Origin of the sequence: Streptomyces sp. Inha503 (genome assembly GCF_047215865.1) — a bacterium.
In the GTDB taxonomy this organism is placed as follows: Bacteria; Actinomycetota; Actinomycetes; order Streptomycetales; family Streptomycetaceae; genus Streptomyces; species Streptomyces lycopersici.
In genome coordinates, this window is the sequence record NZ_CP178360.1 from 7,227,718 (window position 1) to 7,254,460 (window position 26,743).

Annotated in this window: 26 protein-coding genes; 12 read left to right on the plus strand and 14 right to left on the minus strand. The window is 71.3% G+C overall.

Annotation, left to right across the window (positions count from 1 at the left end; translation table 11 throughout):
* The gene (locus ACJX2R_RS30520; protein WP_413102732.1) at nt 1–858 is read right to left on the minus strand and encodes a polysaccharide deacetylase family protein; all 858 of its coding nucleotides are present in this window, start codon (nt 856–858) and stop codon (nt 1–3) included.
* Between the two features lie 214 nt (nt 859–1,072).
* On the opposite strand from ACJX2R_RS30520, the gene ACJX2R_RS30525 reads away from it, so the two are divergent.
* Complete coding sequence (locus tag ACJX2R_RS30525) at nt 1,073–1,846, plus strand: hypothetical protein (RefSeq protein WP_413102733.1); 774 nt, start codon at nt 1,073–1,075, stop codon at nt 1,844–1,846.
* Here the strand turns inward: ACJX2R_RS30525 and ACJX2R_RS30530 are convergent.
* From ACJX2R_RS30530 to ACJX2R_RS30545, 4 genes are all read right to left on the minus strand, one after another.
* Nucleotides 1,759–2,136 carry a hypothetical protein gene (locus tag ACJX2R_RS30530; RefSeq protein ID WP_413102734.1) on the minus strand — a complete coding sequence of 126 codons (378 nt, stop codon included), beginning with the start codon at nt 2,134–2,136 and terminating at the stop codon, nt 1,759–1,761. The genes ACJX2R_RS30525 and ACJX2R_RS30530 overlap by 88 nt on opposite strands.
* Nucleotides 2,137–2,236: 100 nt before the next feature.
* The gene (locus ACJX2R_RS30535) at nt 2,237–3,073 is read right to left on the minus strand and encodes an arylamine N-acetyltransferase family protein (RefSeq protein ID WP_413102735.1); all 837 of its coding nucleotides are present in this window, start codon (nt 3,071–3,073) and stop codon (nt 2,237–2,239) included.
* 35 nt (nt 3,074–3,108) lie between these two features.
* A complete protein-coding gene (locus ACJX2R_RS30540; RefSeq protein ID WP_413102736.1) occupies nt 3,109–3,321 on the minus strand; it encodes a DUF397 domain-containing protein in 213 nt (70 codons plus the stop codon).
* A gap of 10 nt (nt 3,322–3,331) precedes the next feature.
* Nucleotides 3,332–4,183 carry a Scr1 family TA system antitoxin-like transcriptional regulator gene (locus ACJX2R_RS30545; protein WP_413102737.1) on the minus strand — a complete coding sequence of 284 codons (852 nt, stop codon included), beginning with the start codon at nt 4,181–4,183 and terminating at the stop codon, nt 3,332–3,334.
* Nucleotides 4,184–4,372: 189 nt separating this feature from the next.
* On the opposite strand from ACJX2R_RS30545, the gene ACJX2R_RS30550 reads away from it, so the two are divergent.
* A complete protein-coding gene (locus ACJX2R_RS30550; protein ID WP_413102738.1) occupies nt 4,373–4,840 on the plus strand; it encodes an ATP-binding protein in 468 nt (155 codons plus the stop codon).
* Here ACJX2R_RS30550 and ACJX2R_RS30555 read toward each other — a convergent pair.
* Entirely contained in the window at nt 4,837–6,273 is a 1,437-nt protein-coding gene (locus ACJX2R_RS30555) for an acyltransferase (RefSeq protein WP_413102739.1), read from the minus strand. The genes ACJX2R_RS30550 and ACJX2R_RS30555 overlap by 4 nt on opposite strands.
* A 760-nt stretch (nt 6,274–7,033) precedes the next feature.
* On the minus strand, nt 7,034–8,239 hold the full coding sequence (locus ACJX2R_RS30560; RefSeq protein ID WP_413102740.1) for a THUMP-like domain-containing protein: 1,206 nt from the start codon (nt 8,237–8,239) through the stop codon (nt 7,034–7,036).
* 44 nt (nt 8,240–8,283) lie between these two features.
* On the opposite strand from ACJX2R_RS30560, the gene ACJX2R_RS30565 reads away from it, so the two are divergent.
* The 3 genes from ACJX2R_RS30565 (at nt 8,284) to groL (ending at nt 11,686) form a co-directional block, all read left to right on the plus strand.
* Nucleotides 8,284–9,414, plus strand: coding sequence for a polysaccharide deacetylase family protein (locus tag ACJX2R_RS30565; protein ID WP_413102741.1), 1,131 nt, complete (start codon nt 8,284–8,286; stop codon nt 9,412–9,414).
* A 243-nt stretch (nt 9,415–9,657) separates the two neighbouring features.
* Nucleotides 9,658–9,966: a co-chaperone GroES gene (gene groES, locus ACJX2R_RS30570; protein ID WP_014054228.1), complete on the plus strand. Its 309-nt coding sequence runs from the start codon at nt 9,658–9,660 to the stop codon at nt 9,964–9,966.
* 94 nt (nt 9,967–10,060) lie between these two features.
* A complete protein-coding gene (gene groL, locus ACJX2R_RS30575; protein ID WP_413102742.1) occupies nt 10,061–11,686 on the plus strand; it encodes a chaperonin GroEL in 1,626 nt (541 codons plus the stop codon).
* Nucleotides 11,687–11,795: 109 nt separating this feature from the next.
* Here groL and ACJX2R_RS30580 read toward each other — a convergent pair whose 3' ends face one another.
* Entirely contained in the window at nt 11,796–12,569 is a 774-nt protein-coding gene (locus tag ACJX2R_RS30580) for an SDR family NAD(P)-dependent oxidoreductase (RefSeq protein ID WP_198276515.1), read from the minus strand.
* Nucleotides 12,570–12,666: 97 nt separating this feature from the next.
* Complete coding sequence (locus tag ACJX2R_RS30585; protein WP_413102743.1) at nt 12,667–13,353, minus strand: MOSC domain-containing protein; 687 nt, start codon at nt 13,351–13,353, stop codon at nt 12,667–12,669.
* Between the two features lie 80 nt (nt 13,354–13,433).
* Between ACJX2R_RS30585 and ACJX2R_RS30590 the strand changes: the two genes are divergently transcribed.
* Entirely contained in the window at nt 13,434–14,354 is a 921-nt protein-coding gene (locus tag ACJX2R_RS30590) for a LysR family transcriptional regulator (protein ID WP_413102744.1), read from the plus strand.
* Between the two features lie 106 nt (nt 14,355–14,460).
* Here ACJX2R_RS30590 and ACJX2R_RS30595 read toward each other — a convergent pair whose 3' ends face one another.
* Nucleotides 14,461–14,775: a WhiB family transcriptional regulator gene (locus ACJX2R_RS30595; protein ID WP_014054233.1), complete on the minus strand. Its 315-nt coding sequence runs from the start codon at nt 14,773–14,775 to the stop codon at nt 14,461–14,463.
* 408 nt (nt 14,776–15,183) lie between these two features.
* Between ACJX2R_RS30595 and ACJX2R_RS30600 the strand changes: the two genes are divergently transcribed.
* The 4 genes from ACJX2R_RS30600 (at nt 15,184) to ACJX2R_RS30615 (ending at nt 19,603) form a co-directional block, all read left to right on the plus strand.
* Nucleotides 15,184–15,795, plus strand: coding sequence for a response regulator transcription factor (locus tag ACJX2R_RS30600; RefSeq protein ID WP_003948568.1), 612 nt, complete (start codon nt 15,184–15,186; stop codon nt 15,793–15,795).
* Nucleotides 15,796–16,085: 290 nt separating this feature from the next.
* A complete protein-coding gene (locus ACJX2R_RS30605) occupies nt 16,086–16,697 on the plus strand; it encodes a sigma-70 family RNA polymerase sigma factor (protein WP_262704908.1) in 612 nt (203 codons plus the stop codon).
* A gap of 156 nt (nt 16,698–16,853) precedes the next feature.
* Complete coding sequence (gene guaB / locus ACJX2R_RS30610; RefSeq protein ID WP_198276511.1) at nt 16,854–18,356, plus strand: IMP dehydrogenase; 1,503 nt, start codon at nt 16,854–16,856, stop codon at nt 18,354–18,356.
* Nucleotides 18,357–18,475: 119 nt separating this feature from the next.
* Nucleotides 18,476–19,603, plus strand: a complete 1,128-nt coding sequence (locus ACJX2R_RS30615) for a GuaB3 family IMP dehydrogenase-related protein (RefSeq protein WP_037953000.1) — start codon at nt 18,476–18,478, stop codon at nt 19,601–19,603.
* Nucleotides 19,604–19,711: 108 nt separating this feature from the next.
* Here the strand turns inward: ACJX2R_RS30615 and ACJX2R_RS30620 are convergent, their stop codons facing one another.
* Together ACJX2R_RS30620 and ACJX2R_RS30625 are read right to left on the minus strand one after the other, a co-directional pair.
* Nucleotides 19,712–20,401, minus strand: a complete 690-nt coding sequence (locus ACJX2R_RS30620) for a hypothetical protein (RefSeq protein ID WP_262704907.1) — start codon at nt 20,399–20,401, stop codon at nt 19,712–19,714.
* A gap of 208 nt (nt 20,402–20,609) precedes the next feature.
* Nucleotides 20,610–21,053 carry a hypothetical protein gene (locus tag ACJX2R_RS30625; RefSeq protein WP_413102745.1) on the minus strand — a complete coding sequence of 148 codons (444 nt, stop codon included), beginning with the start codon at nt 21,051–21,053 and terminating at the stop codon, nt 20,610–20,612.
* A gap of 89 nt (nt 21,054–21,142) precedes the next feature.
* On the opposite strand from ACJX2R_RS30625, the gene ACJX2R_RS30630 reads away from it, so the two are divergent.
* Nucleotides 21,143–22,300, plus strand: a complete 1,158-nt coding sequence (locus ACJX2R_RS30630) for a rod shape-determining protein (RefSeq protein WP_201851718.1) — start codon at nt 21,143–21,145, stop codon at nt 22,298–22,300.
* Between the two features lie 149 nt (nt 22,301–22,449).
* Here ACJX2R_RS30630 and ACJX2R_RS30635 read toward each other — a convergent pair whose 3' ends face one another.
* Nucleotides 22,450–22,599, minus strand: coding sequence for a hypothetical protein (locus ACJX2R_RS30635; RefSeq protein WP_413106190.1), 150 nt, complete (start codon nt 22,597–22,599; stop codon nt 22,450–22,452).
* On the opposite strand from ACJX2R_RS30635, the gene ACJX2R_RS30640 reads away from it, so the two are divergent.
* A complete protein-coding gene (locus ACJX2R_RS30640; protein WP_413105977.1) occupies nt 22,559–25,309 on the plus strand; it encodes a DUF6049 family protein in 2,751 nt (916 codons plus the stop codon). The genes ACJX2R_RS30635 and ACJX2R_RS30640 overlap by 41 nt on opposite strands.
* Nucleotides 25,310–25,340: 31 nt before the next feature.
* Here ACJX2R_RS30640 and ACJX2R_RS30645 read toward each other — a convergent pair whose 3' ends face one another.
* Complete coding sequence (locus tag ACJX2R_RS30645; protein ID WP_262704904.1) at nt 25,341–26,612, minus strand: nucleotide sugar dehydrogenase; 1,272 nt, start codon at nt 26,610–26,612, stop codon at nt 25,341–25,343.
* Nucleotides 26,613–26,743 lie beyond the last annotated feature (131 nt).

Sequence of the window (26,743 nt, forward strand, 5' to 3'; positions counted from 1 at the left end):
TCACGCCGTCCGGGCGTAGTGGTCGGCGATCTCGTCGCTGGTCGTCACCCACACCCCGGGGTGGTTCACCACGTACTCGAGCGCCTGGTCCACGTACTTGTGCCGGAAGGGCTGGTTGATCACGAACGGATGCAGCACCAGCGACATCACCCGCCCGCTGTCGGCCGAGTCCGCGTAGAGCTGGTCGAGCTGGTCCTTGACGATCCGGACGAAGTCGGGCCCGCTGAGGCTCTTGCCGACGAACAGCTGGATGTCGTTGACCTCGATCGAGTACGGCACGCTGAGCACCCCCGGCACGTTCAGCCGGTACGGCTGGTCGTCGTTGGCCCAGTCCAGTACGTACCGCAGCCCCAGCTCGGCCAGGAGCTCCGGGGTCCGGAAGGTCTCGGTCAGCGCCGGCCCCAGCCAGCCGCGCGGCCTGCGGCCGGTGGCCTTCTCGATGGTGCCGATCACCTCGGTGAGGTAGGCGCGCTCCTCCTCGGGTGACATGTCGGCCTGGAGGATCGAGTTGTTCCTGCCGTGCGCCGCCCACACCCAGTTCCGCTCCCGTCCGGCCCGGATGATCTGGGGGTAGCGCTCGGCGACATCGGAGTTGAGCATCACGCTCGCCCGCACCCGGTGCCGGTCCAGGCTCTCGATCAGCCGCCAGATCCCCACCCGGGGCCCGTAGTCCCGCCACCCGTAGTTCAGCGGATCGGGCGCCAGCGCCCTGGTGTCGGGGAAGATGCTCGTGGAGGGGCGGTCAACTTGGTAGTGCTCGACGTTCAGCCCGACGTAGAAGGCCACTCGGGCGCCGTCGGGCCAGTGGATCGGGGCGCGTTCGACGATGGGGCTGTAGTCGAAGAGCTGGTTGTCCATCAGGGCTCACCTCATTTGTGTGGCTCAGCGGTACGGCGTTCGGCTCCGCTCGATGGACATCGTGAAACCCTCACACAAGTGAGAAGGTCAAGTGGCATGCCCTCGTGAGCTGAGAGACTGCGTCGGCGTACACCGCAGTGCAGTGCGTGCGCTACGTGCGATACGTACCCTGCGTGCGCTGCGTGCCGTGCGTGCCGTGCGTGCCATGAGTGCCATGAGTGCCATGAGGAAGGACGCCATGACGCCGCCCAACGAGCTTCCGCCACCGCCGCCCGCCCCGGACGAGCGGCCGTGGACGGACCGCGCCGGGTTGCTCGATGAGCGCGCGCGGGCGATGGGGGCGCTGGCGCGGTGGTACCTGGCGCCGCACCGGGCGCTGCTGCTGTGGCTGTCCACGCTCGTCTTCGCGCTGGGGTGGAGCCTCGCGGTCTCGGGGTTCCAGTTCCTGGTGAAGGGCGAGATCATCGAGCATGTGCTGGGCGTGATCTTCCTGGGGCTCGCCCTGGGCGCCACGGTCCCCTCCAGCGTCGGGGTGGCCTCCGGCATCCGGCGCGATGTCTTCGTGGGCGCGTGCCTCCGCGACTGGGCGGAGCTGGAGCGCGATCCCCAGTCGCTGCCGCACTGGCGGGTCTCCGGCGGCGCTCTCCTGTGGCTGGGCCCGTCCATCGTGCTGACCTGCCTGGGGCTGGCGCTGGGCGGGTTCGCGGTCTTCTCGGACGTCGGCACGGAGAGCGTCGGCACGGTCGCCGGTATCGGCCTGGTCTTCGCGGCCGCCGGTGTGCTCGGCATGGCCAAGGCGATCGACTACTACCGCCTGGTCAGCCGGGAACTCCGCCCCCTCCGCCCCGACACCGGCGGTCCGGACGCCCACCGCCCGGACGCCCACCGGCCGGACTCCGGCTACGGCGAAGGCTTCTCCGGCGATGGCTTCTCCGGCGAAGGCTTCTCCAAAGACGGCTTCTCCGACGACGGCTTCTGTAGTGACTGAAAGCGGGTCCGCAGCTCCTCGTACCGTTCGCCCGGGGTCTCCCCGCGCTCCTTGGCGACCTCCTCGATACGGGTCAGCAGCTGCCTGACCCGCACGGCGTCCGTATAGGCGTCGCGCTCCAGCTTCTTGTACGCGGCGGCGGCCGGGCCCTTGTGGTCGTCGGGGTCCACCGACTGCCTCAGATGGCCGAGACGCTCGATCTGTTCCTCAAGGTAACTGAGCATTCCCTCAAGGTCTTTGATGAGATCCGACAGATCCTGGTCCGATACGGACAGTTTGTCTTTACTCATGTTCCATCCGTCCCTGCCACCCTCCCATCGGCCCATTAGCGGGATGATCGTGCCATGACCGGGGCCGGTGTGGAGAGTCACCCGGGTAACTCCTCTGCCGTCAGTCCGGTAGGACCGTGCCCGGGGGCAGCTCGATGCCGAAGTCGGCGGCGAGAACGCGCAGCACCTGGCCGTTGTCGGCGAGTTCGCGCTCCTTACGGCTGCCGTCGGAGCAGGTCTCGACGAGAGTCCGCCCGGACAGGAGGAGATGGCGGTCCGGGGTGGTGCGCTGGACGTGGAGGGTGTGCTGGAAGGGCGAGTGCGGGTTGGTGGCCACGTGCCAGTTGATGACCCCGTAGTCGGACGCCTCGAACGGCTCACGGGTGAAGGCGTACTGGTCCTGCCAGGAGCCGTCCAGGAACGCCTGGAACACCCACAGGTCCTCCAGCCCCTCCGGGTACGCCTCGCGGACGTAGCGGTGGCGGCGGGTGCCGTCGTGGAACTCCGTGTCGGCGACGAGCGGTACGGCCTCCAGGAGGCCGCCGACGCTGCCGAAGCCCACATCGGCCACGTACCGCCGCTCCTCGCCCGGGATCCCGACCAGCAGCAGCATGTGGGTGCGCGGACGGACCGTCCCGGGGGCCGCTCCGACCCGGACGCGGGCGGTGAGGCCGGTGACACGGAAGCCGAGGGCGGTGAGGGCGGCGGTCAGCAGCGTGTTGTGCTCGTAGCAGTAACCGCCGCGCCGGCCGTGGACCAGCTTGGCCTCGAGGTCGGGGACGGCGAGGGAGGGGGCCGAGCCGAGGAGGGGGTCGAGGTTCTCGAACGGTATGGACATGAGGTGCGCCCGGTGCACCGCCCGCAGCGTCTCCACGGTGGGGACGGGGCGACGGTCGCCCGTCCAGCCGATACGCGTCAGATAGGCGTCGAGGTCAAGGGCGGTACGGGCTGATTCCATACTGCCGACCGTAACGCCGATCCCTCGTGGATCTGTTACGTCCCCGGCACCGCCGCGAGGTGATCGAGCGCGCCCGCCTTGATCGACTGGAGCAGGGCTCCCAGCCTCGCGGGGCTCGTGGTGAGGACCGTACGGGGGTCATCGCTCTCGCGGAGGGCGACGGTGGTGCCTATGGAGGCGAGCTCTATGCAGGAGTTCCCGTCCCCCGCGCCGGAGTATGACGACTTGCGCCAGTTGATCTCGGACATTCCTTCGCCCTCACATCTGTTGAACGGTCTCGCGGATGAAGTCACGTGACTCCTTCTCGGACAAAGCCAGCTCTTCGGTCCGGTCCATGACCGCCCGGTAGTTCAGAAGCTGGGACTCCCCGTCAAGGAACGCCGCGTCCTGCGCGACGTCGAGTTGAACGGTATCCAACTGCGGCACTGGACCCGTGGCGTAGGTGACGGAGATACCCGCGACGTGGAAACCCCCGGCCGCGATCGGGACGACCCGGACGGAGACGTTCGGGCGCTCCGAGGACTCCAGCAGGCTGTCGAGTTGCGCGCCCAGCACGCGCTGATCGCCGAACCGTACGCGGAGTGCGGTCTCGTGGATGATGAATGTGCAGGATGGCGGCCGGTCCCGATCCAGGATGTCCCGGCGCTTCATGCGGTGGGAGAGTCTTCGGCGAAGTTCCGTCGGCGACCAGCCGGGGACGGCCGTGCTCAGTACCGACCGGGCGTAGTCCTCGGTCTGTAGGAGTCCAGGGACGTGCATCAGCTCGACGACGCGCAGGCTCGTGGCGAAGTACTCCAGTTCCGCCAGATCGAGACCGGCGGCGCCGAGCGTCCCCCGGTACTCCTCCCACCACCCGCGCTTGCGCTCGGTCGCCATCGCGACCAGCGCCTCGACGTACGCCTCATCCGGGCAGGCGTAGTTGGCGGCGAGTGTGCGTACGCGCTCTTCGCTGACGCCGAATCGGGCCAGCTCCATATTGGTGACATGTGAGCGGTTCGTGCCCAGCCGGTCGGCCGCTTCCTGGATGGTGAGACCCGCGTGCTCGCGCATCCTCCGAAGCTCCGTGCCAAGTCGGCGCTGACGTGCCGTGATGGTGGTCCTCGAAGCCATGCCTGCCTTCCTCGTGGGTCGTCACCCAGTGTGGCGTGTGACCACGAATGGGTCTATCTACTCACTAATTTCGACGATCTGGTGGCACTAGTTAGGTGCCGACCTCTACCGTAGGTGTCGTTGCCGCTACTGCGCGTTGATCGCCGTAACGGTACGCGCGCTGTCGGCCCCTTCACAGGGAGTTGCCCCATGGATTCCGATCACGAGTCCGACGACCGTCCCCCACGCCGCCCACCCGTTCCCTCCAGGGATCCGTACGTCTACACCCTCCAGAGCAGCCGGCACGCGACCTCCGCCAAGGTGTGCCGGGACTTCGTCGCCTGCGTTCTGAACTCCGTGGGGCAGGAGGAGCTGGTCGGCACGGCGACGCTGTGCACCTCGGAGCTGGCCACCAACGCCTTTCTGCACGCCGAGGGCGACTCCGTGATGCTGCGTGTGGTGATCGAGCCGCCCCGCTTCCGCGTCCTGGTCTACGACGCCTCCGCCGAGCTCCCCACCGCCGCCCGCCTCCCCGAGGGGGACCGCCTCCACGGCCGTGGCCTCGGGCTGGTGGCGGCCGTGGCCGACGCGTGGGGGACGGCGGAGGGGGACGGGGTGGGCATGTACGCCAAGGGGGTCTGGTTCGAACTCGCGGGCAAGGGGGAGGACGAGGCTTAGCCGGCCGCGACGAAGGTCAGCGGAAATGCCTCGCCGGAATCCGCGTAACGGTGGAACCGCCCGACCCAGGACGGCTCCTGGAGGGCCCGGACCTGGGTGCGGGGCAGCGCGATATGCACATCGCGGCCGCCGTCCTGGTCGGCCGGGGTCGGCGCGATATGCACGGTCCAGGGAATGGGGATGGGCGAGAAGTCGTACCAGAAGGGGGCGCCCTGTCCGAAGTCGATGCGGTAGAAGGGCAGCTTCGACCAGTTGTTGATCGCGATGGTGTTGTCGAACGCGTCCAGGCCCATGGTGGTCATGACCCGCTTGAGACGTCCCGCGTCGCGTTCTGCGCACAGGAACGCCGCTTCCGCGCGGATTCGCTCCTCCGTGTTCTCGGCATAGCCCGCGCGGATCGTCGCGGCGATTTCGCCGAGCGGGCGGGAGCGGAGTTCGGCGGCGGTCATTCCGGGCCGGGTGTTGGTGACGGCGTTGCCCCAGTAGTCATCCGGTACGGCCGCGCCGACGAACGAACGGAAGTCGGCGATGAGGCCGAGCCTTTCCTCGCTCGTATCGGGTCGGTCACGCAATGTGCCGAGCACTTTCCACAGGTGGGCGGTGAGCGCGTCATTGGTCGACACCCACCGCTCCGTGCCCGCGAGGTCGGCCATCGCGGCGTCCTTCATGGCGGTCAGCTCGGCGGCGGTGAAGCGGGTGGTCACCGTCGTCACACCGCCGAGGCTGCCCTTCAGGGCGCGGCCCACGAAGGCGGTCTTCTGGCCGCGCCCGGTGACGGTGAGATGGGCACCGCCCGTAAGGCCGCCCGTAAGGCCGCTCGTCGGGTCGCCCGTAAGGGTGTCATCGGAGGCCGAGGCGGCGAGCGCGTCGATGACCCCACGGTCATGGCTGGGCTTGGCGTATCCGAGGCCCCGGTGCTCGTGCGACCAGGCCTCCAGGAAACTCATATAGCTGGATCCATCACCCACGGCGTGGTTCATCGTGAGCCCCAGGATGGAGCCACCGCCTTTCATATGGGTGAGCTTCACCGTGAAAAGCGGCGTATCGCGGTCGACCACCCAGAACGGCATGGCGTGACTGAGATAGCGGTCCAGCCCCTTTTTCGCCGTGTGCCGGGGTCCGTAGTCCGGCATGGGCACGGACGCCTGTGCCTCGACGAAGCGCACCCCGGAGTCGTCGCAGAGTACGCTGAGACCGCCGTCGGGATCCTTCTTCATACGGCCCGAAAGGATGGGGAAGTTACGCAGCGTCCGGCCGAGGGAGGCGCGCAGCGCCTCGCCGTCGAGCGTCTCCCGGTAGAAAAAGGCGCGAGGCGTATAGACCGTGCCGATGAGCATGTCGTAGACGCTCAGCCGTATGCGGTCACCGCTCGCCTCTCCGGCACACACGGTGAACGATCGCTTGGCGTCGCTCTCGGTGGCGGAAGCCGTCATACTCACACGCTCTTTCGTCGGGCCCAAACGCGCTGTTACGGCGACGCGTTGACCGTAACTCCCGACGCGTTGACCGTAACCCTCGAGGCATTGACCGTAACCCCCGGGGGCGAGCGGCCTCACGAACTGGAACCGGGTTTAGGGAATTCCCCACCGTGTCCGCCGGATCTTTCCCCTCCCCGCCCCTTCCCGTACCAGAGGCTCCGCCCCTGGACCCCGGGGACCGACGGGCCGACCGTCACCGCCGCGAGCACCCGCACCGGCGGGCTGGTCGAGGTTGGCATGCGCACGGCGGCGGATGATCGGGCGGACGCCAGCGCCCATCCGGGCCCTCCGGCCGGGGTCCGGGGCGGAGCCCCACCAGGTGGCGGGGTCGCATGTCGGTGCTGTGGGAGGGGGCGGGGTGGGGATCGGCTCGCCGCAGGTGATGCCCGCGCGTGTCCGGGGCGTCCGGCGGGGTCTGGGGCGGAGCCCCGGTTTCGGGAGGGGGCGGGGTGCGGATCGGCCCGCCGCAGGTGACGCCTGCGCGTATCCGGTGCGTCCGGCCGGGGTCCGGGGCGGAGCCCACCTCACGCGGCGGGGTCGCATATCGGTGCTGCGGGAAGGGGCGGGGTGGGGATCAGCCCGCCGTAGGCGTCGCCTACCCGCATCCGGGGCGTCCGGCCGGGGTACGGGGCGGAGCCCCACCACGGCGGGGCCGCGCCGTGCGGCGGGGCCGCGTATCCGTGCTGCGGGGAGGGGGATCAGCCCGCCGTAGGCGTTACGGGCCGGTGGGCTGGGCGGTCTGGGCCGGGTGGCCCAGCAGCATCGTGGGGGAGCCCGCCGACCGCGTCAGCACGATCGTGCAGGCGTTCCCACCCTCGAGCCGCAGTTTCTTGCGCAGCTGCTCCGGCTCGACCGCCGAACCGCGCTTCTTGATGGTCGCGATGCCGACCTCCCGCTCCCGCAGCAGCGCCTTGAGCTTCTTCAGGTTGAACGGCAGCACATCCGTGATCTCGTACGCGGTGGCGAACGGCGTCGGCCGCAGCTCGTCCGTCGTGATGTAGGCGATCGTCGGGTCGATCAGACGGCCGCCGACGCGGGCCGCGACATCGGCCACGAGATGGGCGCGGATGACGGCGCCGTCCGGTTCGTAGAGCCAGCGGCCGACCGCGCCGGGCTCGGGGTCGGGGAGGAGCGGGGTGCCGATGAGGGAGTGACCGCTCGGCAGCAGCGTGGCGCGGCGCAGCCCGGGGCGGGCGGTGCCGAACCACAGGACGGCCTCCTTCACATGGCCGTGGTCCGAGATCCACTCGGCCTCCGCGTCCTCGGGGACCGCCTCGTGCGGCACGCCGGGGGCGATCTTGAGGGCCGCGCGCGGAGTGGTGCGGGCGGCCTCGATGGCCCAGGAGAGGGGCGGGGAGTACGCCTCGGGGTCGAAGACGCGGCCCCGGCCGCCGCGCCGGGCCGGGTCGACGAAGACCGCGTCGAAGTCCCGGGTGCCGACCTCGGTGACATCGGCGCAGCGGACCTCGATGAGCTCGGCCAGGCCGAGCGCCTCGGCGTTGGCGCGGGCGACGGCGCAGGTCAGCGGGTCGCGATCGACGGCGAGCACGGAGATCCCGGCGCGGGCGAGCGCGATCGCGTCGCCGCCGATGCCGCAGCACAGATCGGCCATGCGGCGGACGCCGAACTCCGCGAAGCGGGAGGCGCGGTACGCGGCCACGGAGGTGCGGGTGGACTGCTCGACGCCGTTCGGCGTGAAGTACATGCGGTGCGCGTCCTCGGGGCCGAATTTGGCCACGGCCCGCTGCCGCAGCGCGGCCTGGGTCAGGGCCGCCGAGACCAGCGCCGGGGGATGGTCGCGGCGCAGCCGCGTCGCGGTGGCGAGCTCCTTCGCCGGGTCGTAGTCGCGGAGCGCGGAGAGCAGCGCCTGCCCCTCGTCGCCGAGCAGTGAATCGAAGGCGTCAACGTCCACATGGCCCATTCTCCCCGCTCCCGCGAGCGCATTCGCCCGCGCACGGCGCGCATATGCGCGCCCTCGGACCGAAGATCACTTATGTGATGATGATCAAGACTGGTTTTCCTCGCTGTCTGGTTCTCGTCGGCGCGGCGGCCGTCCTCACGGCCTGTGGATCCCTCGCCGCCGCCCCCGAGCCGCACACCGGCCCCCGCCACGGCGCTCCCATGCCACCGGCCTCCCTCGCCGCACGGCTGGACGACCCGCCCCCGGCGGCGTCGCAGCCGCCCTCCGGACGGGAGCCGGAGCAGCGGCCTCCGGCGTCGTCCGGGCCGGGGTACGAAGGAGGCGGGGGGTACCAGGGGGACGAAGGCGACGAGGGTCGGGAGGAGGGCGAGAGGGGCGATGGAGGGGCCGCGTACGGCCGGGCCCAGGACGCGTCGCCCTCCGGTGACGCCCCGGCGCCCGCCCCGGCCGCCGGGCCGCCCCGTGCGGCCCCGGCGGGCGGGTCCGGCGCCTACCGCCGCTGGGGGCTGGACCGGCCGCTGGCGCGGCCCCCGGCCCCGCCCGACGTCAAGCCCGCGCTCGGGCGTTCGGGACCGCAGCAGTGGGGGCTGCCGCCGATCGTGCGGCGGGTGCCGACCGACCAGCGGGTGGTCTTCGTGACGATCGACGACGGGATCGAGAAGGACCCTCGCTTCGTGGAGCAGGCCCGCGAGCTCGGGCTGCCGTTCACCGGGTTCCTGACCGACAACGTGATCGGGACCCACTACGACTACTTCGACCAGCTGCGCCGGCTCGGCAACCCCATGGAGAACCACACCCTGACCCATCCCAGCCTGGCCGGTATGGCCTACGACGACCAGGTGCGCGAGATCTGCGGCCAGCGCGACATCCTGTGGCACCGCTTCGGTCAACAGCCGAGGCTCTTCCGTCCCCCTTTCGGGGAGTACGACGACACGACCCTGCGGGCGGCGTCCTTCTGCGGGGTGCGGACGGTGGTGCTGTGGCGCGCCGAGATGGAGACCCACGGGCTGGCCTACCGCTCCGGCGACCATCTGCTGCCGGGGGACATCGTGCTCGCGCACTTCCGGGGGCCGGAGCAGCTCGAGGGCCAGTCGATGACCGAGTGGATCACGGGGCTGGTACGGGCGATCCAGGCCCAGGGCTTCACGATCGGGCGGCTGGAGGACTACGTGTGAGGGCTCTCAGCGGAGAACGGCCCCGTAGCGCCGCCCGGAGCGCCGTCCGGAAGCCGCCACCACGTCGCTTGGCACTCTAGTTGACTGAGTGCTAACCGCGTCATAATGTCGAGGCTGGCACTCGGGACCGATGAGTGCCAGGGATACAGCGACGGGCAGGTCCGGCACCCGCGACGACGGATCCACCTGGTCGCCACCTCAGACAGTTGACCCCGTGAGATCTCCGAAGGGGGAGGTCGGATCGTGACGACCACCAGCTCCAAGGTTGCCATCAAGCCGCTCGAGGACCGCATTGTGGTCCAGCCGCTCGACGCCGAGCAGACCACGGCTTCGGGCCTGGTCATTCCGGACACCGCCAAGGAAAAGCCCCAGGAGGGCGTCGTCCTGGCCGTGGGCCCGGGCCGCTTCGAGGACGGCAAGCGCCTTCCGCTCGACGTCTCCGTCGGTGACGTCGTGCTCTACAGCAAGTACGGCGGCACCGAGGTGAAGTACAGCGGCGAGGAGTACCTCGTCCTCTCGGCTCGCGACGTTCTCGCGATCGTCGAGAAGTAATCACCGAAGTTTTGCCTATGAGCCGTGCCCCGGTGCCCGTGTCATCTGAAACCGGGGTCGGGGCACGGCTTGTTTGAGAGGACATACGCAACTCATGGCGAAGATCCTGAAGTTCGACGAGGACGCCCGTCGCGCCCTCGAGCGCGGCGTCAACAAGCTCGCGGACACCGTCAAGGTGACCATCGGCCCCCGTGGCCGCAATGTCGTCATCGACAAGAAGTTCGGTGCCCCCACCATCACCAACGACGGTGTCACGATCGCCCGTGAGGTCGAGGTCGAGGACCCGTACGAGAACCTTGGCGCGCAGCTCGTCAAGGAGGTGGCGACCAAGACCAACGACATCGCGGGTGACGGCACCACCACCGCCACCGTGCTGGCCCAGGCGCTCGTCCGCGAGGGCCTGAAGAACGTGGCCGCCGGTGCCTCCCCGGCCGCCCTGAAAAAGGGCATCGACGCGGCGGTCAAGGCCGTCTCGGACGACCTGCTGGCCACCGCCCGCCCGATCGACGAGAAGTCCGACATCGCCGCCGTGGCCGGGCTGTCCGCGCAGGACAAGCAGGTCGGCGAGCTGATCGCCGAGGCGATGGACAAGGTCGGCAAGGACGGTGTCATCACCGTCGAGGAGTCCAACACCTTCGGTCTGGAGCTCGACTTCACCGAGGGCATGGCCTTCGACAAGGGCTACCTCTCGCCGTACATGGTCACCGACCAGGAGCGGATGGAGGCCGTCCTCGACGACCCGTACATCCTGATCCACCAGGGCAAGATCTCCTCCATCCAGGACCTGCTGCCGCTCCTGGAGAAGGTCATCCAGGCCAACGCCAGCAAGCCGCTGCTGATCATCGCCGAGGACGTGGAGGGGGAGGCCCTTTCCACCCTCGTCGTGAACAAGATCCGCGGCACCTTCAACGCCGTCGCGGTGAAGGCCCCGGGCTTCGGTGACCGCCGTAAGGCCATGCTCGGCGACATCGCCACCCTTACGGGCGGCACCGTCATCGCCGAGGAGGTCGGCCTCAAGCTCGACCAGGTCGGCCTGGACGTGCTGGGCACCGCCCGCCGCGTGACCGTCACCAAGGACGACACCACGATCGTCGACGGTGGCGGCAAGGCGGACGAGGTCTCCGGCCGCGTCGCCCAGATCAAGGCCGAGATCGAGTCCACGGACTCCGACTGGGACCGCGAGAAGCTCCAGGAGCGGCTCGCGAAGCTGGCCGGCGGCGTGTGCGTGATCCGCGTGGGCGCGGCCACCGAGGTCGAGCTCAAGGAGAAGAAGCACCGTCTGGAGGACGCCATCTCCGCGACCCGCGCCGCGGTCGAGGAGGGCATCGTCTCCGGTGGTGGCTCCGCGCTGGTCCACGCCGCGAAGGTGCTGGAGAACAGCCTGGGCCTGGAGGGCGACGAGGCCACCGGTGTCGCCGTGGTCCGCCGCGCCGCGGTCGAGCCGCTGCGCTGGATCGCCGAGAACGCCGGTCTCGAGGGCTACGTGATCACCTCGAAGGTCGCCGAGCTCGAGAAGGGCCACGGCTACAACGCGGCCACCGAGGAGTACGGCGACCTGGTGAAGGCCGGCGTCATCGACCCGGTCAAGGTCACCCGCTCCGCGCTGGAGAACGCGGCGTCGATCGCCTCGCTGCTGCTCACCACCGAGACCCTGGTGGTCGAGAAGCCGGCCGAGGAAGAGGCCGAGGCCGCGGGCCACGGCCACGGTCACGCGCACTGACGCACTGAAGCAGTGCGCTCCGGCGTTCTGCCACGAGCAGCGCGAAGGCGCGGCCGCCCAGCTGGGCGGCCGCGCCTTCGCGTGTTCCGGTTCCGGTTCCGCCGGACGGCTACCCCTTCGCCGGGGGGCGGCCGACCTTGGAGGAGATGGAGGAGAGGGCCGAGCGCGGGGCCAGCTTCGCCAGGCTCGACATCGCCTTGTAGCGCGGGTCCGGGATGGACAGCGACTTGCCCCGGGCGAAATCCTTCAGCGCCGCCGTGACCAGCCGGTCCGGGTCGAGCCACATCCAGCTCGGCACGCTGGTGTCCTTGATCCCCGCCCGCGCGTGGAACTCCGTACGGACGAACCCCGGGCACAGCGCCATGAGCCGCACCCCCGAGCGGGCCAGGTCCTTCGCCGCGCCCTGCGTGAACTGCACGACCCACGCCTTGCTCGCCCCGTACGTCCCGCGCGGGAAGAAGGCCGCGACCGACGCCACGTTGATCACCCCGCCGCGCCCCCGGTCCCGCATCGTCCCGGCCCCCGCGCTGGTCAGCCGCAGCACCGCCTCGCAGTGCAGCTTCAGCATCCGCAGCTCATCGGCGATCGGCACCTCCAGATAGCGGGCGCGGTTGCCGAAACCGGCGTTGTTGACGAGCAGATCGACCGGGTGGGTACGGTCCTTCAGCCGGGCCTCGACCGCAGCGATCCCGTCATCCTCGGAGAGGTCCGCCACCAGCACGTCCGCCTCCACGCCGTGCCGGTCGTGCAGATCCGCGGCCTGCTCCCGCAGCCGCTTCTCATCGCGTGCGACGAGCACCAGATTGTGCCCGTCGGCGGCGAGCCGGCCCGCGAAGGCGGCGCCGATGCCCGCGGTGGTTCCGGTAATCAATGCAGTCGTCATACGCGCACGTTATCGGCCACGGCAGGCCCCGGCGGACCGCCGAGCGGCACCGCGAGCGATCTGCGCCGGAATGAGCGCTTCCGTCAGTCCGCTTCCGTCAGACCGCCTGCGCGGACCGGTACTTCAGAGCGGTCTTCCGCGCCTCCGGATGCAGCGCGTCACCGGCCGCCAGCACCCTCGGCAGCAGCTCCCGCTCCGTGGTCTCGGCGCGGAAGAGGAACGCGACCGTCACCTCGTGGTCGGGCCGGTACACGATCTCGACGGGGTCGCCCGAGCGGATCTCGCCGGGCTCGAGCACCCGCAGATACGCACCCGGGACGGCGGCCTGGGTGAACCGCTTGAGCCACCCCCGCTCGCCCAGCCATCCGGCGAACGTACGGCACGGGATCCGCGGTGAGGTCACCTCCAGCAGCAGCTCGCTCCCCACCCGCCAGCGCTCGCCGATCAGGGCGCCGTTGACGTCGATACCGCTGGTGGTGAGGTTCTCGCCGAAGGCGCCGTTGGACAGCTCGCGGCCCAGCTCCCGCTCCCAGACGTCGAGGTCCTCCCGGGCGTAGGCGTAGACGGCCTGGTCGTCGCCGCCGTGGTGGCGGAGGTCGCAGACCGAGTCGCCTTCCAGACCGCTTCCGGCCCGGCCCTTCGGCCCGGGGGCCGCGACCCGTACCGATCGGTCGACGGGCCGCTTGTCGATTCCGGTGCCGGCGGGGCAGTCGGTGTGGGCGCTCGGCATCGCGCGGCCGATGTTCACGGTGAGGACGGCTGAGGGGCGTGGAGTAGGCGGCATGACCGCACCGTAGGACAGCGAAGGGCAAAGCGTCGACGTAATATCCCGGCCCGTACCCAAGGGTCCCTTATGCTCAAGGCATGATCGAGGCCCGCCATCTCAGGGTGCTGCGCGCGGTGGCCGCCACCGGCTCCTTCTCCGCCGCCGCCCGTGAGCTCGGCTGCACCCAGCCCGCCGTCAGCCAGCAGATGAAGGCCCTGGAGAGCGCCGCGGGCACCCCGCTGCTGATCCGCAGCGGACGCGAGATGCGGCTGACCGAGGCGGGCCGGGCACTGGTGCGGCACGCCGGCGGGATCCTGGCCGGGCTGACCGCCGCCGAGGAGGAGGTCGCGGCGATCGCCGGGCTGCGCTCGGGCCGGGTGCGGCTGGTGTCCTTCCCCAGTGGCAGTTCGACCCTGGTGCCCATGGCGCTCGCCGAGCTGCGCGCGGCGCACCCCGGAACGCGGGTCTCGCTCGTGGAGGCCGAGCCGCCGGGCTCGGTGGAGATGCTGCGCTCGGGCGACTGCGAGATCGCGCTGGCCTTCCGTTATCCGCAGGTGAGCGCGGCGGCGGAGGCGGCTTCGGGAGGCGGCGGCGAGTGGGACGACCTGGTCCTGCGGCCGCTGCTGAGCGATCGGCTGGTGGGCGTGGTGCCGGAGGGGCACAAGCTGGCGGGCGCCGGGGCGGTGGGGATCGCCGAGCTGGCCGGGGAGCCGTGGATCGCGGGCTGCCCGCGTTGCCGGGGACATCTGGTGGAGGTGTGCGAGTCCGAGGGCTTCACCCCGCGCATCGACTTCGCGACGGACGACTATCCGACGGTCGTCGGCCTGGTCGGGGCCGGGCTGGGGGTCGCGGTGCTGCCCGAGCTGGCGCTGGAGTCGGTGCGGACCAAGGGCGCCACGACGCTGGAGGTGGAACCGGCGGTGCGCCGGGAAGTGGTGGCGCTGACCCTGCCCGACCTCGCCCGCGTCCCGGCGGTGGCGGCGACGCTGGACCGGCTGGAGCGGGCCGCCCGCAGATGAGCGGCGCGCACCACCTCATGGGCCGTCCGCGCCCGCGGTGGGTGGCGGCCCGCGGTGGGCGATGCCAGAAGGAACGTTTCTTCAGTTGGCCGGGATCAGGGTCGGCTCACGACCCCGGAGCCCCCGTACCGGCGACCGCGCGATGCCGCGCCCGCCCCATGAGCTCCTCGCGCTCGTCCTCGGTCAGCCCGCCCCACACTCCGTAGGGCTCGCGTACGGCAAGGGCGTGGGCCGCGCACTGCGCCCGTACCGGGCAGCGCATGCACACCTCTTTCGCCGACATCTCGCGTGCGCTGCGGGCAGCGCCGCGCTCCCCCTCCGGATGGAAGAAGAGCGAGCTGTCGACCCCGCGACACGCGGCCAGGAGCTGCCAGTCCCACAGGTCGGCATTCGGGCCGGGAAGACGGGAGAAATCTGCCATTGCCTTATCTCCTCGAAGCGATCGGCTGCGGACGCTGTGTCCTGGGTCGTACACCTACGGTGTAAGTAGATGTAAATATGACTCATTGCGAATCTAGCCATACAGATCGCCAAATTGGAAGCAAGGTGGCCAAATGCCACCGAAGGGACTGCCTCGGGGGCTGTCCTATGGGGGAGGCGCGAAGGACGCGACCGGCGCGACGAAGCTGCTCCGTGTCCGGTCCCTCACGTAGAGTGTCGAAGGTGGCCGCCGAACCCCGTAACTCTTTCGGGTGACCGTCGTTGAGAGTGCGGAGGCGGTTGATGGGTAAAGCTCTCGGACAGACATCCGGGGCTGTCAATCGCTCAGGTGACGATATGTACCAGCCTGGAGGCTCAAGGTGACGCGCATCAGCTGCGGAGGGCGGCCATGACATCCGTCCTCGTCTGCGACGACTCCCCGCTTGCCCGAGAGGCGCTGCGCCGCGCGGTGGCGACCGTGCCCGGCGTCGAGCGTGTGACGACGGCGGCCAACGGCGAGGAAGTCCTCCGCCGCTGGGGTGCCGACCGCTCGGATCTGATTCTGATGGACGTGCGGATGCCCGGTCTCGGCGGGGTCGAGACCGTGCGGCGGCTGCTCTCCGCCGACCCCGGCGCCCGGATCATCATGCTCACGGTCGCCGAGGACCTGGACGGAGTGGCGCTGGCCGTGGCGGCCGGCGCCCGTGGCTATCTGCACAAGGACGCCTCGCGCGCCGAGCTGCGCGCCACCGTGACCCAGGCGCTCGCCGACCCCACCTGGCGGCTGGCCCCGCGCCGGCTGCGCTCGGCCGAGATGGGCGCCGCGCCCACGCTCACCGCGCGGGAGATCCAGGTGCTCGAGGGCATGAGCCACGGCCGGTCCAACGCGGAGATCGGCCGCGAGCTGTTCCTGTCCGAGGACACGGTCAAGACGCACGCACGCCGGTTGTTCAAGAAGCTCGGCGCGTCCGACCGGGCACATGCGGTGGCCCTCGGGTTCCGCTGGGGTCTGGTCCGCTGATCCGGCCACGACCGTTCTGACGTGCTGCGCAGCGGGGGCGCGACGGTCCCCGCCCGTCGGTTGGCGGGCGGGGCGAAAGCGTGCGCGGCGAGCGCTGTGGTGGTGGCCTGTATCAGTTCCCCGCGCTATGCCGCATCCTTGAAGGTGTGGAGTTCCTCGGGGACGAGTCGGTCGGGCGTGAGGGGAGAGCGCAGGACGTGACGACAGCCGGCGCACCTGCTCATAACGCTTCAGCGCACAACTACGGACGCGATGCCACGGAGCCCCCGGGCCCGAGGCACCATGGATGGATGCCGCGCGACGACGAGAGCCCAGGAGCCCCCAAGGGAGCTCCCGGGGGTACGGGGGCGATCGGCTCCCTCGTCGGGCGCGCGGCCGAGGGGGACGAGCAGGCCACCCACGATCTGCTGGCCCTGGTCCACCCGCTGGCCCTGCGCTACTGCCGTACGAGGCTGTCCCGACTTCCGGGTGATGCCCGCCACTTCGTGGACGACCTGGCGCAGGAGGTCTGTCTCGCGGTGCTGTGCGCGCTGCCGCGCTACCGCGACACCGGAAAGCCCTTCGAGGCGTTCGTAGTGGCCATCGCCTCCCACAAGGTCGCCGATCTCCAGCGGGCCGCCATGCGCCACCCGGGATCCACGGCCATCCCCTCGGACGAGATGCCGGAGCAGCCGGACGATTCGCTGGGGCCCGAGGAGCGGGCGCTGCTCAGCAGCGACGCGGAGTGGGCCAAGAAGCTGCTGGCCAACCTTCCGGAGAACCAGCGCGAGCTGGTGCTGCTGAGGGTCGCGGTCGGGCTGACGGCGGAGGAGACCGGGCAGATGCTCGGGATGTCCCCCGGGGCGGTGCGGGTCGCCCAGCACCGGGCGCTGAGCAGGCTGCGCGCGCTCGCCGAGCAGTGAGCCCCGGGCTCACCGGAGTTCGGATCGGCTCGTTACCTTGTTGTGCCTTCCGCATTTAGCAGGTCGCTGAGAAGTTATCCACAGGGCGGAATGAGGCACTCGGGGAGCCCGTTAGCATGGGAGTCCGCGCTGGGGCAAGACCATTGGAAGGGTGTCATGACTGACAACGTCGACGGAGTGCCTGAGAAGTTCGCGATGCTCGGGCTGACGTACGACGACGTGCTGCTGCTGCCGGGCGCCTCCGAGGTGCTGCCGAACGCGGTCGACACCTCGTCCAGGGTCTCCCGGAACGTGCGGGTGAACGTGCCGCTGCTGTCCGCCGCCATGGACAAGGTCACCGAGTCCCGGATGGCCATCGCCATGGCCCGGCAGGGCGGCGTGGGCGTGCTGCACCGCAATCTGTCCATCGAGGACCAGGCCAACCAGGTCGACCTGGTCAAGCGGTCGGAGTCCGGCATGGTCACCGACCCGATCACGGTCCGCCCGGACGCCACGCTGCACGAGGCGGACGCGCTGTGCGCGAAGTTCCGCATCAGCGGTGTGCCGGTCACGGACGCCGTGGGCAAGCTGCTCGGCATCGTCACCAACCGTGACATGGCCTTCGAGGTCGACCGGGGTCGTCAGGTCCGCGAGGTCATGACCCCGATGCCGCTGGTCACCGGCAAGGTGGGGATCTCCGGCGAGGACGCGATGCAGCTGCTGCGCCGCCACAAGATCGAAAAGCTGCCGCTGGTCGACGACGCGGGCGTGCTCAAGGGCCTGATCACGGTCAAGGACTTCGTGAAGGCCGAGCAGTACCCCCACGCGGCGAAGGACGCGGGCGGCCGGCTGGTCGTCGGCGCCGCCGTCGGCGTCGGCGACGAGTCGTACGAGCGGGCGCAGGCGCTGGTCGAGGCCGGGGCCGACTTCCTGGTCGTGGACAGCGCACACGGCCACAGCCGGGGCATCCTCGACATGATCGCCAAGGTCAAGTCCAATATCGCGGTGGATGTGGTGGGCGGCAATGTCGCCACCAGGGACGGCGCCCAGGCGCTGATCGACGCGGGGGTGGACGGGGTCAAGGTCGGCGTCGGACCGGGCTCGATCTGCACCACGCGCGTGGTCGCGGGCATCGGCGTACCGCAGGTGACGGCGATCTACGAGGCCGCCCGCGCCTGTCACGCCGCCGGGGTGCCGCTGATCGGCGACGGCGGTTTGCAGTACTCGGGCGACATCGCCAAGGCGATCGCGGCCGGTGCGGACACCGTGATGCTGGGCAGCCTGCTGGCCGGCTGCGAGGAGTCGCCGGGCGAGATGGTCTTCATCAACGGCAAGCAGTTCAAGTCCTACCGGGGCATGGGCTCCCTGGGCGCGATGCAGACGCGCGGCCAGGCCCGCTCGTACTCAAAGGACCGCTACTTCCAGGACAACGTCCTGTCCGAGGACAAGCTGGTCCCCGAGGGCATCGAGGGCCAGGTGCCCTACCGCGGTCCGCTGGCCTCGGTCGCGCACCAGCTGGTGGGCGGTCTGCGGGCGTCGATGGGCTATGTCGGCTCGGCCAATGTGGCGGAGCTGAAGGAGAAGGGCCGCTTTGTGCGGATCACCGCGGCGGGCCTCAAGGAGAGCCACCCGCATGACATCCAGATGACCACCGAGGCGCCGAACTACTCCGGCCGTTGATCCACGCTGTCCGCTGATCCGTGCCGTCCGTGCCGTCCGCGCCGTTCACCCGGGCGATCTCGCGACGGTGCGGGCAGGGATACTGGGACGGCTGTTCGTGAACAGGGAAAGGCACCCACGTGACTGAGATCGAGATCGGGCGCGGCAAGCGCGGCCGCAGGGCGTACGCGTTCGACGACATCGCCGTTGTGCCGAGTCGTCGCACCCGGGACCCGAAGGAGGTCTCGATCGCCTGGCAGATCGACGCCTACCGCTTCGAGCTGCCGTTCCTGGCCGCGCCGATGGACTCGGTGGTCTCGCCCCGCACCGCGATCCGCATCGGTGAGCTCGGCGGCCTCGGGGTGCTCAACCTCGAGGGGCTCTGGACCCGTTACGAGGACCCGGAGCCGCTGCTGGCGGAGATCGCCGAGCTGGACGAGCGCACCGCGACCACCCGGATGCAGGAGATCTACGCCGAGCCGATCAAGGAAGAGCTGATCGGCCAGCGCCTGAAGGAGGTGCGGGACGCGGGCGTGGTGACCGCCGCAGCCCTGTCCCCGCAGCGCACGGCGCAGTTCTCCAAGGCCGTGGTGGACGCGGGGGTCGACATCTTCGTGATCCGCGGCACCACGGTCTCCGCCGAGCATGTCTCCGGCGCCGCCGAGCCGCTCAACCTCAAGCAGTTCATCTATGAGCTGGACGTCCCGGTGATCGTGGGCGGCTGCGCCACCTACACGGCCGCGCTGCACCTGATGCGTACCGGCGCGGCCGGTGTGCTGGTGGGCTTCGGCGGCGGCGCCGCGCACACCACCCGCAACGTGCTGGGCATCCAGGTGCCGATGGCCACGGCGGTCGCCGATGTCGCCGCCGCCCGCCGGGACTACATGGACGAGTCCGGCGGCCGCTATGTGCATGTGATCGCCGATGGCGGCGTCGGCTGGAGCGGCGATCTGCCGAAGGCCGTCGCCTGCGGCGCGGACGCGGTGATGATGGGCTCCCCGCTGGCCCGGGCCACCGACGCACCGGGCCGCGGTCACCACTGGGGCATGGAGGCCGTGCACGACGAGGTGCCGCGCGGCAAGCGGATGAACCTGGGCACGGTGGGTTCCACCGAGGAGATCCTCCTCGGCCCCTCGCACACCACCGACGGCTCGATGAACTTCTTCGGCGCGCTGCGCCGGGCGATGGCCACGACCGGCTACTCGGAGCTGAAGGAGTTCCAGCGGGTCGAGGTCACGGTCGCCCCGTCGGCCCGCGACAAGCGCTGAGCGTTCGTTACGGACCGGTCCCGCGACGGGTTCGGAACCAAGTCAGCATGGGGAAGGCCCCGACCGCCTCGCGGTCGGGGCCTTCCCCATGCTGTGTCGCCCGTGGGCTCAGCGGTTGCTGATCCGGTAGGCGGTGCTGACCGCGGCGACCGGCGCGAGCGCCATGAAGATGTAGGTCAGCGCGTCGGAGTCTTCCTTCCACGACTTCCACAGGTCGCTGAAGTGGTCGAAGAAGATCTCGTTCGAGGAGAGCACCTGGCTGCTGGCGCCGCCGCCGATCTTGTCGGCGTAGTTGCTCATCACATCGTGCAGGATCATGGCGTAGCCGTAGAGCTCGCCGAGGAACACCGCGGCCAGGGCCAGCACCGCGCCGACCACCCACAGTCCCGTGTTGCGGCCGCCCAGCTTGGCGACCGCCAGACCGATGAGCGCGCCGACGACCACACCGGCGTACGCGAACTGCGTGACCTCCGGCGGGGTCTTGTCCGTGTCCGCCATCGCGCTCAGCAGGAACGCGTAGAGGAACGCGCCGACGATCGTGGCCACGAGGGCGGCGCCCACGGCCAGCAGCGGGTTGCCGGGCCGGCCGGCCGGCGGCGCGGGCGGCGGGAAGCCGCCGCCGTACTGCGGCTGAGGCTGCTGGGGCTGCTGCGGCTGGCCCTGCGGGTAGCCGTAGCCGGGCTGCTGCGCGGAGCCGTACCCACCGGCCTGCTGGGGCGGGGCGGGCTGCTGCGGATAGCCACCCGGCTGCTGCGGGTACCCGCCTGGCTGCTGTGGCTGCTGCCAGTTCTGGCTCATGGAATTCCCCCGGGGATGAAGGTGTTGAGACCGCGTTCCGGGGACAGCTCGGCTGATGAGCGGCTGCGGGCTGGGAACGCGGAAGGAAACTATCGAGCCATAAAACTAACAGGCAGGCATGACAATCAGACAAGTCGTGTCTGACGTCCGTGACATGGCTGGGACCGGACGGAGACACGTTGGCCCGGCATATGGGGATTCGTCGCCGCTATTCGGTGACGCGCTTCGCGACGAGGTAACTTTCCGCTCCCGCCACGGCGTAGAAGGTGATGTCGTTGCGCCCCAGGATGTGATCGCGCCAATAGTCCGCCACCAGCCCGAAGTGCCTGATCAGGGTGTCGGCGGTGGGCCAGGAGCTCTCGTCCCCCATCAGCACCGCGGCGCCGATCAGTTGCGCCAGCGAGACGCTGACCACGGCCAGCGGTATGCCGATGAGCGCCAGCAGCGGCGCCCGGCCGCCCAGCTTGCCCAGCGCGGCGCCGGTCAACAGCCCGATGCACAGCGCCCAGTAGCCGACCTCCTGGCCGCGGTGGCCGATTTTGCCCTGGATGAAGCCGAAGACCAGGGCTCCGAGCAGGGCCGCCGCGATGCCCGCCGCGAGGCCACGGGCCGGACGTGGGGCCTGAGCTGCGGAGGGAGCGGACGCGATCATGTCCGCAAGGTAGCAGTGGCATGGCCGCACGGTGGTGCGAATGACATCAGTGCCGGGACAGAATCCGGCATAAGCAATAATGTCAACTTATGGCGCAGAACAAGTCGTTCAATGGGCGTGACATGGGTATCGACCTCGGCACCGCCAACACACTGGTGTACGTACGGGGCAGGGGCATCGTGCTCAATGAGCCGTCGGTTGTGGCCGTGAACACAGTCGACGGCAGTGTGCTGTCGGTGGGTTCGGCGGCCAAGGAGACCATGGGGCGGACACCGACGAACATCGTCGCCGTGCGGCCGCTGCGCGATGGCGTGATCGCCGATTTCGAGATCGCCGAGCGCATGCTGCGGTACTTCATCAAGAAGGTCATGGGCAGCCGTCGGCTGGCCCGCCCCCGTGTGGTGGTCTGCGTGCCCTCCGGGATCACCGGCGTTGAGCGGCGCGCGGTGATGGAGGCCGCCACCCAGGCCGGGGCGCGTCAGGTGCATCTGGTCGAGGAGCCCATCGCGGCGGCGATCGGCGCGGGGCTGCCGGTGAGCGAGCCGACCGGCTGCATGGTCGTCGACATCGGCGGCGGTACGACGGAGGTCGCCGTGGTCTCGCTGGGCGGCATCGTCACCGCGCGGTCGGTGCGCACCGCGGGCGACGCGATGGACGTCGCGATCACCTCCTATGTGAAGAAGCAGTACGCGTTGGCGATCGGTGAGCGGTCCGCCGAGGAGATCAAGGTCTCCATCGGATCCGCCTCGCCCACCGGGCCGCTGTCCGTACCGCGGGTCTCGGAGTCCGTCCGGCGGCCCGAGCGGAATGTCGAGGTGTTCATCCCGGGCCAGAGCGAGGACAACGAGGACACCCAGGCGCTGCTGCCGCCGGACCGCTGCACCATCCGCGGCCGGGACCAGGCGACCGGGCTGCCCAGGGTGCTCGAACTGACCTCGGACGAGGTGCGGCACGCCCTCGCCGAGCCGGTGGACAGCATCGTCGCGGCGGTACGGGCCACGCTCGACGAGACCCCGCCGGAGCTGGCGGGCGACATCATGGACCGCGGCATCGTGCTGACCGGCGGCGGGGCCCTGCTGCGCGGCCTGGACGTACGGCTGGGGCGCGAGCTGAACATCCCGGTGCTGGTGGCCGACGACCCGCTGGACTGCGTGGCCATCGGCACCGGCCGCTGCGTGGAGGACTTCGCCTCCCTGCGCACCGCGATGGACGCGCGGCCCCGTCGGCCGGACGCCGTGCGGGTCTGACGCCCCGGGCCCCGGGCCGCTCCGCCCCGGGCGGCCCGGTGGGTCTCCCCGGGGCGGCGGCCTTGAGCGTGCGGCGTCGTCCCCGGCGTGGTGGGCTGGTGACACCGCGTCGGTCCCGTGCGGCGCGGGCTGACGGCAGGCGCGGGCGTCTAGGTGGTGGTCGTGGGGCGTGGCAGGACGTACCGGCGGGCGGTCACCGCGACCGCCACCACGATCCTGGTCGCGATCACTTCCCTGCTGTCGACGCCCGCCGGGGCGATGGTCCTGGCGGACGGCCGGGAGGCCCATGACGCGGCCACGGCGACGGCGCGGAGCCGCGCGCCGCACGAAGCCGCTCCGGCGAACGGCCACGGGGCTCATGGCGTCAGGGCGCCGCAGGGGCGTGGGGCTCACGGTGCCGTTCCGGCGAACGGCCGCGGCGCTCAGGGCGCCACGACTGCGCAGCGCCGTGGGGCTCACAGCGCCGCTCCCGCGGACGGCCGTGGGGCTCGCGGCGCCACGTCGGAGGGCCGTGGGCCTTATGGCGGTGCCGTTGCGGCGAACGGCCGCAGCGCTCAGGGCGCCACGACGGCGCAGCGCCGTGGGGCTCACAGCGCCGCCCCCGCGGGCGGCCGTGGGGCTCGCGGGGCCACGGCGCAGGGCCGTGGGGCTCGCGCCGCCACGACGGCGCAGGGTGGTGGGGTTCACCGCCTCGCCCCGGCGGGCGGCCGTGGGGCTCGTGGCGCCACGCCGCCGCAGGGCCGTGGGGCTGACCGTGCTGCCCCCGCGGACGGCCGCGGGTCTCAGGGCGTCAGAGCGGCGCAGGGCCGTGGGGCTCATGGTGCTGCCCCGGCGGATGGTCGTGGGGCTCGCGGGGCCACGGCGCAGGGCCGTGGGGCTCGCGCCGCCCCGCCGCGGGGTCGTGGGTCTGACGGCGCCGCCCCGGTCCGCGGCCGTAGGGCTGACGGCGTGCCCATGGCCCACGCCCCCTCCCGCCGGTACCCCGTCTCCGTCGAGCTGGCCTCCCTCACCCCTGCCGTGATCCGTCAGGGCGGCGAGCTGAGGATCAGCGGGCGGGTCACCAATACCTCCGGGCGGCGGGTCGGGGCCGCGCGGATCGGGGTGCGGATCGGGGCCGCCGGGGCGATCGACACCCGGGGCGGGCTCGCCACCGTGGCCCGTCGTACCCCCCTGACCCGGGCCGACGGCCCTGAGGTGGCCGATCGCACGGCCCGTCTCGCCCCGCTCCCGACCGGCGCCGAGCGCGGCTTCCGGCTCACCGTGCCCGTCCCCGACCTGGGGCTGGACGGCGCCGGGGCGTACGCGCTCACCGTGCATGTCGTCCGGGCGGACGGCGCGGGCGCCGGGGCCGTGCTCGGGCTGACCCGCACCCATCTGTCCGCGTATCCCGACGCCACCCGGCTGGAGCCGCTGCGCACCACCGTGCTGTGGCCGGTGCTGGACGCCCCGCGGATGGAGGCGCTGACCCTGCGCACCCAGGACAGCGTGCTACCGGTCTTCCGCGACGACCAGCTGACCGCCGCCTTCGGGCCGGGCGGGCGGCTGCGGCGGCTGGTGGAGATGGGCAAGGGGCAGCCGGTCACATGGGTCCTCGATCCGGATCTGATCGTCCAGGCGCGGGCCATGGTCGCCGGGTACCGGGTGGCCCGTACGCCGGGCGACACCGATCCGCAGCAGGCCACCGAGGGGAAGGGCGGTGCGGCGGCGGCGGGCTGGCTGGCCGCGCTCCGGGCGGCGGTCCGGGGCCGGGAGGTGATCGCGCTGCCGTACGGGGACCCGGATCTGGCCTCGCTCGCGCGCGGCGGCGGCGCCCCGCTGACCGGACTGCTGCGCCGGGCCTCGCGCACCGGCCGGAGCGTGGTGGACCGGGCGCTGGGCGTCCACGCGCGCGCGGGTGTGGGCTGGCCCGCGGGCGGTGAGCTGGACGACGGGATCGCCCGGTATGCCAAGGGGCTCGGCCTGGACACGGTGCTCGCCTCCGGCGCCGGGGTGGCCTCCGCCGGTGAGCTGGTCTCGGAAGGGGCCACCGACGACGGCGCCGTCTCGCTCGAGGGCGGCACGACCGCGCTGCGCTACGACGCGGCGATCGCGTCCCAGCTCTTCGCGAGCCACCCGGCCGCGGGCGCCTCCGGCGCGCCCGCCCGGCTGCGCTTGCGCCAGCGGCTGCTCGCCGAGACCCTCACGGCCGCGCGGGAGCTGCCGAACGCCCGCCGCGAGCTGGTGATGGTGCCGCCGCGCCGGATGCCGCTCGCGGTCGCCCGGGTGCTGCTCACGGTGGTGGCCGAGGGCCGTAGGGCGGGCTGGCTGGAACCGGCCGGGTTCGCGGCCGCGCTGCGCAAGCCCACGGCGGGGCGGCTGCGGGGCTTCGACGGCTATCCGCTCGTGCGCCACGCCTCCGAGCTGCCGCCCGCCCGGCTCGCGGCGGTGGTCCGGGACCGGCTGCGGATGCGGGCCCTGGCCAAGGTGCTGTCGGACGCGCGGGCCACCGCCGCGTCCGTACGGGCCGCGCTGGCCCGTTCCGTCGCGACCGCCTGGCGCGCCGACCCGGCGGGCGCGGCCTCGTACCAGCGGGGGGTGTCCCGCTATCTGACCGCCTCGATCGCGTCGGTGCGGCTGGTGCCGAAGTCCACGGTGGTGGTGACCGGGGGTTCGGCGACCATCCCGGTCACCGTCGACAACGGCCTCCAGCAGGACCTCACCGGGGTGGAGCTCCGGGTGCTCTCCAGCCGCCCCGAGCGGCTGAACGCCAGGGACCGCGCGATGCCGGTACGGGCGGCGCGGGCGGTGAGCCGTACGGTGCGGATCCGGGTGGAGGCGTACGCGAACGGGCCGGTGCGGCTGACCGCCCAGCTCTACACCACCACCGACGGCCGGCCCTGGGGCGCGCCGATGACGTTCACGGCGGATGTGCGGTCGGTGCCGTCGGGAGCGGTGATCTTCGTGCTGGGCGGGACGGCGCTGATCGTGCTGGCGGTCGCGTTCCGGCTGCGGCGTACCCGGACCCGGTGACGGCGGGGCCCGAAACGGAGCCCCGCGCGCCTCACAGCCGGTGCGCCGTCCCCGCCGGTCCCGCGCCCCGGGTGTCCAGCAGCAGCTGGGCCTTCACCGAGAGCCCCTGGAGGTCGTAGGTGCGGTGCGGCTGGAGCAGGACGGTCAGGTCGGCGTCGGCGGCCGCCTCGTACACCGAGTCGGCGCGCTCCACCTCGCGCCCCAGCACCCGCCAGCGCGTGACGTACGGATCGTGGTAGCTGAGCCGGGCGCCCAGCTCGATCAGCCGGGAGGCGATCTCCCGCGCGGGCGAGCCCTCGGCGTCGGCGACGTCGGCCTTGTAGCCGACGCCCAGCAGCAGGACGTGCGCACCGCGCGCCGACTTCCCGTACTCGTTGAGCAGGGCCGTGCAGCGGCGGGTGACATAGCCCGGCATCCGCCCGTTGACCTGCTGCGCGAGCTCCACCATGCGCAGCGGGATGCCGAGGCCGCGCTGCGGGTCGGCCATATGCCCGTGGTCGACCGGTACGCCGTGGCCGCCGACGCCGGGGCCGGGGCGGAAGGACTGGAAGCCGAACGGCTTGGTCTCGGCGCAGCGGACCACGTCCCACACATCGACGCCGAGGTCATGGCAGTACACCGCCATCTCGTTGACCAGGGCGATGTTGACGTGCCGGTAATTCGTCTCCAGGACCTTGACCGTCTCGGCCTCGCGCGTGCCGCGGGCCCGGACGACCTTCTCGGTGAAGCGCCCGTAGAAGGCGGCGGCCGCCTCGGTGCAGGCGGGGGTGAGGCCGCCGATGACCTTGGGGGTGTTGGCGGGGCCGTGGGCGCGGTTGCCCGGGTCGTGGCGGCAGGGGGAGTAGGCGAGGTGGAAGTCGCGCCCGGCCCGCAGCCCGGATCCCTCCTCGAGGAGCGGACGGAGGAATTCCTCGGTGGTGCCGGGGTACACGGTCGACTCCAGCAGAACGGTGGTGTGCGGGCGCAGCCTCGCCGCGAGCGTACGGGCCGCCTCGCCGACCGCCGACAGATCCAGTCTGCGGTCGTCCCCGAGCGGGGTCGGGGCGCAGATCACGGCGGTGCGGACGCGGCCGAGTTCGGCGGGGTCGGCGGTGATCCGGAAGCCCTGGGAGGCCATCCGGCGCAGTTCGGCGGCGGAGAGCAGGCCCTCGCCCGAGCCGGCGGGCAGCCGTCCGGCCCGGAGGTCGTGGGCCGTGCGCGGATCGGGGTCGTAGCCGACGGTGCGGACACCGGCGGCGGTGGCCGCCCGGGCGAGAGGAATACCGAGATGACCGAGTCCGATGACGGCGAGATCTGCGGGCATGACGTCGTGTCGTCCTTCCCGGGACGATGTCGGATGGCGTAAACCCCCCACATACAGACTAAGCGGAAATATGACTCGTATTCAGTATTGGTGAGGGGTGTTGACACGGTGTCGCGTCGATGGCCGGGGCA

What these genes read in the sequence shown, in the direction of transcription:
- ACJX2R_RS30520 (WP_413102732.1), bottom strand. Translation starts at nt 858, where the DNA reads ATGGACAACCAGCTCTTCGACTACAGCCCCATCGTCGAACGCGCCCCG.
- ACJX2R_RS30525 (WP_413102733.1), top strand. Translation starts at nt 1,073, where the DNA reads ATGAGTGCCATGAGGAAGGACGCCATGACGCCGCCCAACGAGCTTCCG.
- ACJX2R_RS30530 (WP_413102734.1), bottom strand. Translation starts at nt 2,136, where the DNA reads ATGAGTAAAGACAAACTGTCCGTATCGGACCAGGATCTGTCGGATCTC.
- ACJX2R_RS30535 (WP_413102735.1), bottom strand. Translation starts at nt 3,073, where the DNA reads ATGGAATCAGCCCGTACCGCCCTTGACCTCGACGCCTATCTGACGCGT.
- ACJX2R_RS30540 (WP_413102736.1), bottom strand. Translation starts at nt 3,321, where the DNA reads ATGTCCGAGATCAACTGGCGCAAGTCGTCATACTCCGGCGCGGGGGAC.
- ACJX2R_RS30545 (WP_413102737.1), bottom strand. Translation starts at nt 4,183, where the DNA reads ATGGCTTCGAGGACCACCATCACGGCACGTCAGCGCCGACTTGGCACG.
- ACJX2R_RS30550 (WP_413102738.1), top strand. Translation starts at nt 4,373, where the DNA reads ATGGATTCCGATCACGAGTCCGACGACCGTCCCCCACGCCGCCCACCC.
- ACJX2R_RS30555 (WP_413102739.1), bottom strand. Translation starts at nt 6,273, where the DNA reads ATGACGGCTTCCGCCACCGAGAGCGACGCCAAGCGATCGTTCACCGTG.
- ACJX2R_RS30560 (WP_413102740.1), bottom strand. Translation starts at nt 8,239, where the DNA reads ATGGGCCATGTGGACGTTGACGCCTTCGATTCACTGCTCGGCGACGAG.
- ACJX2R_RS30565 (WP_413102741.1), top strand. Translation starts at nt 8,284, where the DNA reads ATGCGCGCCCTCGGACCGAAGATCACTTATGTGATGATGATCAAGACT.
- groL (WP_413102742.1), top strand. Translation starts at nt 10,061, where the DNA reads ATGGCGAAGATCCTGAAGTTCGACGAGGACGCCCGTCGCGCCCTCGAG.
- ACJX2R_RS30580 (WP_198276515.1), bottom strand. Translation starts at nt 12,569, where the DNA reads ATGACGACTGCATTGATTACCGGAACCACCGCGGGCATCGGCGCCGCC.
- ACJX2R_RS30585 (WP_413102743.1), bottom strand. Translation starts at nt 13,353, where the DNA reads ATGCCGCCTACTCCACGCCCCTCAGCCGTCCTCACCGTGAACATCGGC.
- ACJX2R_RS30590 (WP_413102744.1), top strand. Translation starts at nt 13,434, where the DNA reads ATGATCGAGGCCCGCCATCTCAGGGTGCTGCGCGCGGTGGCCGCCACC.
- ACJX2R_RS30595 (WP_014054233.1), bottom strand. Translation starts at nt 14,775, where the DNA reads ATGGCAGATTTCTCCCGTCTTCCCGGCCCGAATGCCGACCTGTGGGAC.
- ACJX2R_RS30600 (WP_003948568.1), top strand. Translation starts at nt 15,184, where the DNA reads ATGACATCCGTCCTCGTCTGCGACGACTCCCCGCTTGCCCGAGAGGCG.
- ACJX2R_RS30605 (WP_262704908.1), top strand. Translation starts at nt 16,086, where the DNA reads ATGCCGCGCGACGACGAGAGCCCAGGAGCCCCCAAGGGAGCTCCCGGG.
- guaB (WP_198276511.1), top strand. Translation starts at nt 16,854, where the DNA reads ATGACTGACAACGTCGACGGAGTGCCTGAGAAGTTCGCGATGCTCGGG.
- ACJX2R_RS30620 (WP_262704907.1), bottom strand. Translation starts at nt 20,401, where the DNA reads ATGAGCCAGAACTGGCAGCAGCCACAGCAGCCAGGCGGGTACCCGCAG.
- ACJX2R_RS30625 (WP_413102745.1), bottom strand. Translation starts at nt 21,053, where the DNA reads ATGATCGCGTCCGCTCCCTCCGCAGCTCAGGCCCCACGTCCGGCCCGT.
- ACJX2R_RS30630 (WP_201851718.1), top strand. Translation starts at nt 21,143, where the DNA reads ATGGCGCAGAACAAGTCGTTCAATGGGCGTGACATGGGTATCGACCTC.
- ACJX2R_RS30640 (WP_413105977.1), top strand. Translation starts at nt 22,559, where the DNA reads ATGGTCCTGGCGGACGGCCGGGAGGCCCATGACGCGGCCACGGCGACG.
- ACJX2R_RS30645 (WP_262704904.1), bottom strand. Translation starts at nt 26,612, where the DNA reads ATGCCCGCAGATCTCGCCGTCATCGGACTCGGTCATCTCGGTATTCCT.